The following is a 10062-nucleotide window of genomic DNA, read 5'->3' as shown; positions in this document are numbered from 1 at the left end:
TAATTCTGTTAATACTTTGCTGTGAATTTGAAATAAGTACGCTGTTATTGAAGATCTCCAGATAAATCTTTTTGTTTTGGTGCAGAAAAGGGAAATAATAACCTTTTAACGTTGCCTGTTTTTGTTTGTCTGAAATGTCAACACGATCCAATTCACTTAAAATTGCCAGCGGGTCTTGCCCCGGTTTGTAGTCCGTGATCAGGCAACTGTCATTCTGGTCGACAATAAGAGCTAAACCGAAATTGATCCATTCCGATAGGATTGACTTTGCAGGGTGTTTGCTAAACAAATAGTTCTTTTCATAGAATGTGTAGGAGTCAAAATCGGCAGGGATTAATTCCTGGAATAGTTCCTGGTCATTGACAAGCGGTAAGGCTTTACTTCCCGTATGGGTTATATATTTTGCATTGTTGCCGGAAATGAAATAGGAATCTTCTATTTCATAGCTTTGGTCAGTAGTTCTATATACCAGCGAGAGGCTGCTTTTCCGGTCCAGGTACTTCCACGAAGCAATACTTTTCTGAACAGGCAGCCATTCACCCTTGTACAGCACCAGGAATTTGCCGTGGAACTCACCTTTCCAGCTATTGGATAATGAAAGGTGCTTTTGTGTGGAAATAGTTGATGATAAGGAAAGTCGTTCAGCGTAGCTTTTTACAATTTCGCTTGTCCAGGGTTTACTTCTTTCCAGCAGCACCAGGTCCCGGTTTGTAGAAAAATAGAAATGCTGAATGCGTTCCGGTTCATTGAGAAGCAAGGTAAAGAAACTGTTCTTTTGAAGTGAGGAAACAATGTCATTGTTATAATCTACTTCCATTGGTTTGTGAACCACAATAATGGTGTCATCCTGCTGAGAAAATGTGTTTTCCGGGGTTGGGGGAGCGCTTGAACCTTCTACCAATGTGAATCCAACGTAGCTGATCCAGCCTAGAGAGCATATAACCAGGAAAATAATGATTGAACGATTGAACATAATTTCAGACTATATTTCAAAAGTAATGCTTCATTTCCCTTACTTTCCATCTTTCTCATGAAGTAGTTAACAGTTGACTGTTTACTCCATGAACAGCGAAAGTTGTCCTTTTCCCAGGAGATTAAAACCAAGACGATGATGGATGCATGCACCGTGGGTTTCAATGGCTTCGCGGTGTACCTTTGTGGGGTATCCTTTATTGATATGCCATTGATAATGTGGGAATTCTTCGTGAAGACGCTCCATGTATTCGTCCCGATAAGTTTTTGCAAGAATGGAAGCAGCTGCAATATTTTTATATTTCCCGTCACCTTTTATAATAGGCACAGAGGGGATTTCATTGGAAAGCAGTTTTTTGTTCCCGTCAATAAGAAGTAGCTCCGGTCTAACCTTTAGTGCCATTGCCGCGCGATGCATTCCGGTTAATGAAGCTTTTAAGATATTCAATTCTGCAATTTCATCAGGTTGCAGGAACTGAACAGAAAATGCAAGAGCTTCCTGTTCAATAATCGGGCGTAATAAATTTCTGCTTTTTTCAGAGATCTGTTTAGAATCATTCAACAGGTGATGCGAAAAACCCTTTGGTAAAATGACTGAAGCACAAACCACAGGTCCGGCCAGACAGCCCCTTCCGGCTTCATCACAACCAGCTTCCAGCTTCGTTTCATCAAAATGGTCTAATAATTGCATACTGCAAATGTTATTAAAATAATTGTATATTTATCACGGAACAACCTTTGGGTTTTTTTATACGTCTACTTATTAAACTGTTATAGAATTATGAAAAAGTTAGTAATGCTGTTCGTTTTGTCTTTGGCAACTTCTTTTGCTTTCAGCCAAAACTCTGCTTCAATTAGTGAATCTCAATTGAAAACAGGAAAATCAAATGGAGTATTTGAGTTCTCGGTTCCGGAATCAATCACTGCTGAAAAAGTGGAAGCTGTAAAGGGCTACTACAAAGACTATTTCACGGTAGCATTCAATGAGTCCACGGATATCTTAAAAGTAACTTTGTTGAAAAACGAAGATATGAACATCAATGTCATTAACCGTTTATTGGTTGCTTTGGATCTTCGTACGATTACAGTAGGCAGTGAAAGTATGACTTTCCAGGATATGAAGGATAAGTATCTAAAATAGATTTTCTTTAAAAAATAAGTTGAATCCTCTCTGACAGTTATTGTCAGAGAGGATTTTTTGTTTGTGGAAAAATAACTTCCATCAATACATGAGTTGATAAACAACTGTTTTCGGTAAACAAAAATCCCCCGGACTACAAATCCGGGGGATTTCTATGTCTTGATTTTATACGAAATCCATTAAAATAAATTATCTGTAACAATGCTTTTTAGTGACCGCACTGACGTTTGTCATATTATCAGAAGCAATGTTTAATTAACTGCACTAATCCCGAAACTTCGGGATTTTTTTCGAAAGCGATGCTTAATTAAACTGCACTAACGCTTGTTTTTTTCGAAAGCGATGCTTTCTCTTATTTAACTATCTGAACTTTGAATTCCCGGTTATTTGAACGGATGATCAATTGATAGTTTCCTTTTGCAAGTTGGCTTGTTTCAAGTTGACCAATTTTATTGTCAATCGTGCTTTCCATGACCAAACGGCCGGCGTTGTCCATTAATTCTACTCGTCCGATGTTGTTTTTAGTCGATTCGATCTTAATGAAATCAGTCATAGGGTTCGGGTAAACAGTCACTCCGAACTGAGCCAATTCGTCGATATTCAAAGTAGAGAAATCGACGACAACGGATGTTTGTGCTTCGCATCCATTAGCGTCAGTAATGATCACATTGAAAGTGTCGGGAAGCAGATTTAAGATCGCAGCTGTTGTGCCCCCGTTACTCCAGATATAGTTATAAGGAGGCGTTCCTCCTGTTGGAGATACACTTGCCGTTCCATCCGGACAATTGGAACATGAGCTAATTGTACTCGATGGATTTGCTGCAATTGGAGCGGGTTCTGTCAATGTATCCGAAATGATTGCGGTACAACCTCCGGCATCCGTAATCGTAGCGGTATAAGTTCCTGCCGGAGCTGTTAGAACAGTAGAATCGCCGGCAATATTCCAACTTACGGTGTAAGGTGCCTGACCATTCTGGATATCTAATTCAATTATTCCGGAATCACCTGTACAAAGTGGATTTGTCGAAGATAATATCGTAAGATCAGGAACGGATGTTGTTGTAATTTCGACCGAGTCCATGAAAGCGCAATCTGCATTCGAAATAGTGTAGGTGTGATAACCTGCAGCCAAACCCGTGATGGTCGTATTCGTTGAAGAATCTTCCCATAGCACTGTATAACCCGGATCCAAAGTCAAGGAAGCATCTCCGTTTGCGAGTTCGCATGTTGCATTGGTGGAATTTGACAGAACGCCGCCGATCTCCCCAAAACAGATATCGAATTGAGGCCGGATAACAAACGACTTTGCAAAGTTGGTTCCAAAGCTTTCCACAGCAGTGAAGTTTGGTCCGTTTGCCGCCCATTGAACATACACTGAATTGTTTTGAAAAATCCCCGAGGTTTGTGCCAGTGCTAAAGTCGAATCAAATTCGATTTGAATGAATCCATATTTTCCAGGGGCCAATGTTAAAGGTCCGCCGTGAATCGGAAGGAAATAAGTTCTTGCGCTGTCATCCAGGTAAAGGAGGGTATCCGTAGAGGCAAATAAAGTGGTAGGCACTCCGCTTCCATTGGTATTGAAGATGGCAGTTGCCAGTTTCTTTCCGGAGTATCCACGTGTGAAATGAACCTTAACTCCAGTGAGAGATGTGGTGTTTTCGATATTGAAAACCTGTCCAAGGTATCCTGTAGTTCCAGCTCCAATTCCCAGTTGTCCCACAATATCTCCATTATCCCGGGCTATTTCTTCATCGGTAACCGTGATAGCAGAATGCTGGATGGTGTCGTTTGCGGGGTTTTGGTCCGTTTCTGTCGCAGCCGGGAAGTACTTGAAGGTATATACACCTTCTGAAGTTGGAGTATAAGTCGTAGTCAGTAATGCTGTTGTGGCTCCCGGAGTCAGTGAAGTAACACTATTACTTGAAACAGTTGTTTCTAAAATGCCATCTCTAAACACCTGACAATTAAAAGAAACATTTGTACATGTTTGTATTCCATAGTTTCTAACCGCAGCTTCCAGTATGAAATTTTGAGGGGTGGTCAATTGGTTCGCGGGAGCAATGGTATATGGATTTTGAGTAGGAGTAATAACTGAAAGATCGTAATTGTTAATTACACGCAGTTCAATGTCATCAATAACCAAAATGAATTTGTCATTTGAGGTGTTTCTGAAACCGATGTATACATTTTGACCCGAATACGCACTTAATGATACCGAACGTGTTGTCCAGCTTGCATTTTCTGCAGCTGTGGAGAAAACTACTGTGGAAGCGCTTACCTGGTTGCCAAGAACTCCCGTACCACCGGTCGGAACATTCGGAGCTGTCATAATCCGTACTTCGTATCCGTCGGGATATAAAGGATCGTACGCTTTCGCATTCCAAAAAAGAGTAGTGTTTGGCTGGATGGTCTGCATGGGTGTCCACATGAAATCATCTGCCGCGCCTACCGGTGAATAATAGGACGTACTGAAAGCTGCCGAATCGGTAACATTTCCTCCGAAATCCTCTCTTCTTTCCCATGCTTCATTGACATAAGCTACCTGGGCATCAGGAGTTCTGTTGTCAACATTTCTCAGTAAAAAACCCGGGGCAAAGTTGTAAGTGCCTGCGCCACCAGCGGTTGGACCGGGAATTCCGTCAAAATCTTCCAAATAATAGGTTTGCGAAAAACCGAAAAAGCTTAAAAAGAAAGCAATGAATAGTATGTGTTTTTTCATAATAAATAAGTAATAGACAGCGAAGTTACTGAATATTAAATCAAAAAGAAAAAGCCCTGACATTTATCGCCAGGGCTTTCATTTTAACCAATTCCAATTGAGTCCCGCTAGAGTCGGGAGAGGAATTACAATGTATAAGCGTTCTTGTCAATCAAATATTGAGCAATTGCCTGTCTTTCGTTTTTCGGGTTGATCGGATCAAGCTTCGTAAAACGCTTCACACCGGTTGCCATCATGCGTGCCTCATCACCGTCTGCGAAACTGTAAATTGCATCTTTTGCAGCTTTGTCAATCAGCTCTGCAACGTCGTAGAAATACGTTTTAACGATAGAGATTGGAATAGCTGCCGCTGCTTCTCCTTTTTTTTCAATTAATTTCTCTACGCGGAGCAGCACCGATTCAGCCTGGTAAACCCAGATGGCGATATCCGCAATGTTCATCAGGACTTCCTGTTCTTTCGACAGGGTCTGCATCAGTTTTTGAACTGCGGAACCGGCAACCATCAAAATGGTTTTCTTGAATCCGGAAAGTGCTTGTCGTTGTGAGGCCAATGGGTGAGATCCCGGTTCTGTCATTTCAGGAATACTCATTAATTCGGAAGCGACTTTCATAGCCGGGCCCATTAAGTCAAGTTCCCCTTTCATCGCACGGCGCAATACCATATCAACGATCAATAAGCGGTTGATCTCGTTGGTTCCCTCGAAAATCCGGTTAATTCTGGAGTCTCTGTAAGCTTTTTCAACAGAAGATTCTGCCGAATATCCCATTCCTCCGAAAATTTGTACACCTTCATCGGCAACATAATCCAAACATTCTGAGCCGGCAACTTTGAGGATTGCACATTCCGGGGCGAATTGTTCGATTCCTTTTAATGTAGCCGCACCTTTCTCCATGCCGCCTGCCACATATGCCTGGATTGCATCATCGATATTCTGACCTGCACGGTAGATAGCAGATTCAGCCACGTAAGTTCTGATGGCCTGCTCGGCAATTTTGAATCGGATAGCACCGTATTTTGAAATGTTTCTTCCAAACTGTTCACGTTCATTGGAGTAACGGATAGAATCAGTGATAGTTTGTTTTGCTCCTCCCAAGACTCCGGCAGCCAATTTTATACGACCGATGTTCAGGATGTTTAAGGCAATTTTAAACCCGTTTTCACGCTCTGAAAGCATGTTTTCAACCGGTACTTTCACATTATTGAAGAATACCTGGCGGGTTGATGAACCTTTGATACCCATTTTCTTTTCTTCCGGATTCAGGCTGATCCCTTCCGAATCTGCTTCTACCAAAAATGCCGATAGGTTTTTGTCATCGTCGATTTTAGCAAAAACAGTGAAGAAATTTGCGAATCCTCCATTGGTAATCCACATTTTCTGTCCGTTCAGTACATAGTGTTTTCCATCAGGTGTAAGAACCGCCTTTGTTTTACCCGAGTTTGCATCTGATCCCGCACTTGGTTCGGTCAAGCAGTAAGCAGCTTTCCATTCCCCGCTTGCCAGCTTCGGAATGTATTTTGCTTTTTGATCTGCATTTCCATAGTATAACAAGGGTAAAGTACCAATTCCCGTGTGGGCGCCGTAAGCCACGGAGAATGAGTGTCCTTTTCCAAGGTGCTCGGTAGCTAAAAGGGATGTTTTGAAATCAACACCCATTCCGCCTAAATCTTCCGGAACAGATAATCCAAGCATTCCCAATTCACCGGCTTTTTGAAGCAGTGAAGGCATTAACCCTTCTTCCATCTTGTCGATACGCTCCAGGATTGGTGTGATTTCCTGTTCAATAAAATCATCACAAGTCTGAGCAATCATTCGCTGCTCTTCCGACCATTCTTCCGGGGTGAATATTTCTTGAGGGGTAACATCGCGGATGATGAATTCTCCGCCCTTAATAGCTTGTGACATAATTTTATATTGTTTTTAAGTTCGTTTCTTGCGTCCAAGATATGAAATAAAACATTACTATGCAAGCATAGCATTGTTTTATTTTCCAGTGCAACCATTTGTGCCTTCGACTCCGCTCAGTCACCTCATGTCTTGGGAGCTCTTAAAGGGACACTGAGCGGAGTCGAAGTGTGTCCTTTGAACCTGTTTAATTGATATGCCCTGTAATTTACTAGAATTTCCTGATAAAACAGCAGTTTGCTCATTGTAATACAGCATACGATAAATTTACTAAAAACTTAGTCTCAATCCTCACCCGGGTAAGAAAAAATCGACTACATTTGACCATTGTAAACTGCTATGGCACAACAAGATATTCTATCAACTTTGCGTAAGCTCATTTCTGGAATGGATGAGAGCCTGGTAATTTTTGATCAAGACGGAAAGATCCTTCATGCTTCCTTTGACCTGGAAAAATTGCTGGAACGGGAAAGCTTGGTGGGGACTACCATTTTTGAGCATCTGACTTATGAACATGAGCGTATTGAACATTTCCTGCGTGATCTGAATACTTCCCGGTATGTGGACCTACAGGTTATGCTCAAGCGCGGTACCGGTGTGTTTGCTTCAAGAATGCGTTTGGCAGCCTGGAAAGTAGACGAGAATGAATACCTGGTACTCGGTAGTTTAGTTGACGCAACTTATATTGAACGAAGAAGAAGGGACTTACTGCGTAAGACACTGACAATCGAATTACTTTCCAAATCGAAGAAAATCCGGAGTGGTAAACTGCATGACGCAATCTATGAAATTCTCGAAATGTCTTCTAAAGCTGTCGGAGTAACTCGTGTAAATGCCTGGTTGTTCGATGAAGCTCATGAACATATTGAATGCATAGGTAATTATGATACGAGGGTAGGCAAAATGATTCCGCAGGAATCCCTTCCGGTTTTTGAAATGCCGACTTATTTCATGCTTTTCGAAACTGAAAAGATTATCCTGGCAGCGAATGCTCAAACGTCACCTTATACATCCGAATTGAATGATGCTTATCTGATACCGAACGGCATTGTTTCTATAATGGATATTCCTCTCCGGTCTGAAGGTAGTATTATCGGAGTTATTTGCTTCGAGCAGGTTAAACAAGTGCGGAATTGGTCTTTGAATGATCAGAAATTCGGATTAATCGCTGCACAAATGGTTTCTTTAGCAGTTGAAACACATAAACGTAAAATTGCACAGCAGGAATTAGAAGCAGCGCTGCGTCAGCAAAAACGATTGTTGACGGAGACCAATCATCGTATCGTAAACAACCTGAAGATCACCAGCAGTCTTTTGAATATACAGGTTAGCAAGGCCAGGGATGCTTATCATAAGAACCTGATGCTGGATTCTGTAAACCGGGTCCAGAGTATTTTGAAGCTGCATGAGATGCTTACCGAGAATTCCAAAAACCTGCGGATTTCTTTAAGTCAATATATAAACCGACTGGTTCAAAGTCTGCGTGAAAGTCTTTCATTCCCTCAGAAGCAATTGCAATTATTGACCAGTATAGATAGTTGTGAAATAAAAAGTTCACTGGCCATATCTATAGGAATCATCATCAACGAGGCGGTTTTGAATTCCTATAAGCATGCTTTCGGAGAAAATGAGATCGGTGTGATCCGGATTGATTTTCAAATGCATGGACCAAAGGGAGTTCTTGAAATTTCTGACAATGGAAGAGGAATCAAGGAAAACCGTGAATTATCCGGAAGCGGTGTGGATATCATTCGCGGAATGGTGGAACACCTAAACGGTAACTTGGATATTGACGGAACGAACGGAATGAAAATTTGTGTTTCTTTCTCTTTACGGTAAGATTTTGAACATTTCAAAGTGTTGAAGTACGTCGAATAACTTGTAAGAAGGCCCGACTAAAGTGTATCCCAATCTTTCATAGAAGGGCAGTGCGTAATCGCGCGCATGAAGGATCAATTTTCGATATCCCAGATTCCGTGCTTCATTTTCCAGGGCAGTCATGATCTTTCGTCCGTAGCCTTTGCCTTGCAGGTGAGATTCTACAGCTACAAAACGAGCCTGGCAGACTGTTTCATCGACACTGTCCAATCTGGCTACAGCAATGAATACATTGTTTTCAACCAGTGTGAAATGAATACCGGTTTCATCACCTTCATTGCGCTCGGAACCTCTTTCTTTTCCGAGGGGCTCTCTCAGGATTCGATAACGAAGATCGTAGTAAGCATCCCAGTCTTGTTCGGAGGCAGGTTTTTTAACTTCTATCATGATTTTACCTGGAAAGCGATTTGTGATACACGTTTTGTGTGCATATGTTCGATTGTTTCCGTTCGAACCAGGTGTTGGCTCGCCGGATCTTCAAACACTTGCTTCAAATCTTTTATAAGGCCTGCCGGAACGAAATGAGCGTGCATAAATGCAAGAATATCTGCGGCATTGCAATGTGAAACGATCTCAGTGATAATTTCCTGTAACACTTTCCGGTTCTTTACCCGTTCTACATTTTCTGAAAAACGCGGATCAGAAGGCAGGTCAGAAAGATTTAAGAATTCACAGAGCAGCTGAAAGTGCTTATTGCTTCCGATCGCAAAAGTGATCAGCTTACCATCGTTTGTAATAAAAATCTCACCGTACGGAGCGATATTCGGATGAAGACTTCCTATTCTTTCAGGAATATGTCCTGCCATTAGATAGTTGGAAGCCTGGTTTGCCAGGGATGCAATTGCAGCGTCGTATAGTGAAACAGAAACTACCGCACCTTTTTGCGTTTTTGTCCTGTTTAGCAAAGCTGTCAGAATTCCCTCTTTCAATTGGTGTGCAGCCAGCACATCAATCAAAGCTACCGGCATCTTTACAGGTCCGGACTCAGGTGTTCCGTTCATGGACATAAAGCCTGTTTCAGCCTGGAGAATGAGGTCATAGGCCACTCTGTCGCTTTCGGAACCAAATCCGGAGATTTTTCCAATGATTAATTTCGGATTGACAGATTGTAAATACGAATCACTCAAACCGAATTTTTCGGCATCTCCTTTTTTGAAGTTGCAGAGGAAAATGTCTGCTGTTTGAATCAGATGGATCAATTGATTATGATGAGACCCGTTTTTGAAATCGAGTTTCAGGTATTGTTTGCGGTAGTTTACAGATGAAAAATAAGCTGATACAGAAGTGTTTTTATCTTCGGACGCTAACTTCCATGACCGTGTAACATCCGGAATTGCAGGATTCTCGATTTTTGTGACCGAAGCCCCCAATTCTGCAAAGAAAGTACCTACGGATGGTCCGGCAAGAACAGTAGAGCAATCAATTACTTTCAGATCTTCAAACATGCC

At 41.8% G+C, this 10062-nt stretch carries 8 protein-coding genes; 2 read left to right on the top strand and 6 right to left on the bottom strand.

The window, feature by feature from the left end:
- A partial coding sequence (locus tag QZT69_RS13220) for a hypothetical protein (protein ID WP_294674941.1) occupies positions 1–973 on the bottom strand: 973 nt, incomplete at its 3' end.
- An 81-nt stretch (positions 974–1054) separates the two neighbouring features.
- Complete coding sequence (locus QZT69_RS13215; protein WP_294674939.1) at positions 1055–1663, bottom strand: ribonuclease HII; 609 nt, start codon at positions 1661–1663, stop codon at positions 1055–1057.
- 90 nt (positions 1664–1753) lie between these two features.
- On the opposite strand from QZT69_RS13215, the gene QZT69_RS13210 reads away from it, so the two are divergent.
- A complete protein-coding gene (locus tag QZT69_RS13210) occupies positions 1754–2113 on the top strand; it encodes a hypothetical protein (RefSeq protein ID WP_294674937.1) in 360 nt (119 codons plus the stop codon).
- A gap of 352 nt (positions 2114–2465) precedes the next feature.
- Here QZT69_RS13210 and QZT69_RS13205 read toward each other — a convergent pair whose 3' ends face one another.
- Together QZT69_RS13205 and QZT69_RS13200 are read right to left on the bottom strand one after the other, a co-directional pair.
- Positions 2466–4832, bottom strand: a complete 2367-nt coding sequence (locus QZT69_RS13205; protein ID WP_294674934.1) for a choice-of-anchor J domain-containing protein — start codon at positions 4830–4832, stop codon at positions 2466–2468.
- 125 nt (positions 4833–4957) lie between these two features.
- Positions 4958–6736: an acyl-CoA dehydrogenase family protein gene (locus QZT69_RS13200; RefSeq protein ID WP_294674931.1), complete on the bottom strand. Its 1779-nt coding sequence runs from the start codon at positions 6734–6736 to the stop codon at positions 4958–4960.
- A 339-nt stretch (positions 6737–7075) separates the two neighbouring features.
- On the opposite strand from QZT69_RS13200, the gene QZT69_RS13195 reads away from it, so the two are divergent.
- A complete protein-coding gene (locus QZT69_RS13195) occupies positions 7076–8575 on the top strand; it encodes a histidine kinase dimerization/phosphoacceptor domain -containing protein (protein ID WP_294674929.1) in 1500 nt (499 codons plus the stop codon).
- Here QZT69_RS13195 and QZT69_RS13190 read toward each other — a convergent pair.
- The gene (locus QZT69_RS13190) at positions 8567–9001 is read right to left on the bottom strand and encodes a GNAT family N-acetyltransferase (protein ID WP_294674928.1); all 435 of its coding nucleotides are present in this window, start codon (positions 8999–9001) and stop codon (positions 8567–8569) included. The genes QZT69_RS13195 and QZT69_RS13190 overlap by 9 nt on opposite strands.
- On the bottom strand, positions 8998–10059 hold the full coding sequence (locus tag QZT69_RS13185) for a CaiB/BaiF CoA-transferase family protein (RefSeq protein ID WP_294674926.1): 1062 nt from the start codon (positions 10057–10059) through the stop codon (positions 8998–9000). Before QZT69_RS13185 ends, QZT69_RS13190 begins: the two co-directional genes overlap by 4 nt.
- Positions 10060–10062: the final 3 nt, after the last annotated feature.

It is taken from the genome of uncultured Fluviicola sp., assembly GCF_902168135.1.
GTDB lineage: Bacteria > Bacteroidota > Bacteroidia > Flavobacteriales_D > Crocinitomicaceae > Fluviicola.
The sequence above is the reverse complement of the archived record's forward strand: the minus strand, read 5'-3'. Positions and strand labels throughout refer to the sequence as shown.

Excerpts from the sequence above, each read along its gene's own strand:
- QZT69_RS13200 (WP_294674931.1), bottom strand. The coding sequence starts at position 6,736 with ATGTCACAAGCTATTAAGGGCGGAGAATTCATCATCCGCGATGTTACC.
- QZT69_RS13185 (WP_294674926.1), bottom strand. The coding sequence starts at position 10,059 with ATGTTTGAAGATCTGAAAGTAATTGATTGCTCTACTGTTCTTGCCGGA.
- QZT69_RS13215 (WP_294674939.1), bottom strand. The coding sequence starts at position 1,663 with ATGCAATTATTAGACCATTTTGATGAAACGAAGCTGGAAGCTGGTTGT.
- QZT69_RS13195 (WP_294674929.1), top strand. The coding sequence starts at position 7,076 with ATGGCACAACAAGATATTCTATCAACTTTGCGTAAGCTCATTTCTGGA.
- QZT69_RS13210 (WP_294674937.1), top strand. The coding sequence starts at position 1,754 with ATGAAAAAGTTAGTAATGCTGTTCGTTTTGTCTTTGGCAACTTCTTTT.
- QZT69_RS13205 (WP_294674934.1), bottom strand. The coding sequence starts at position 4,832 with ATGAAAAAACACATACTATTCATTGCTTTCTTTTTAAGCTTTTTCGGT.
- QZT69_RS13190 (WP_294674928.1), bottom strand. The coding sequence starts at position 9,001 with ATGATAGAAGTTAAAAAACCTGCCTCCGAACAAGACTGGGATGCTTAC.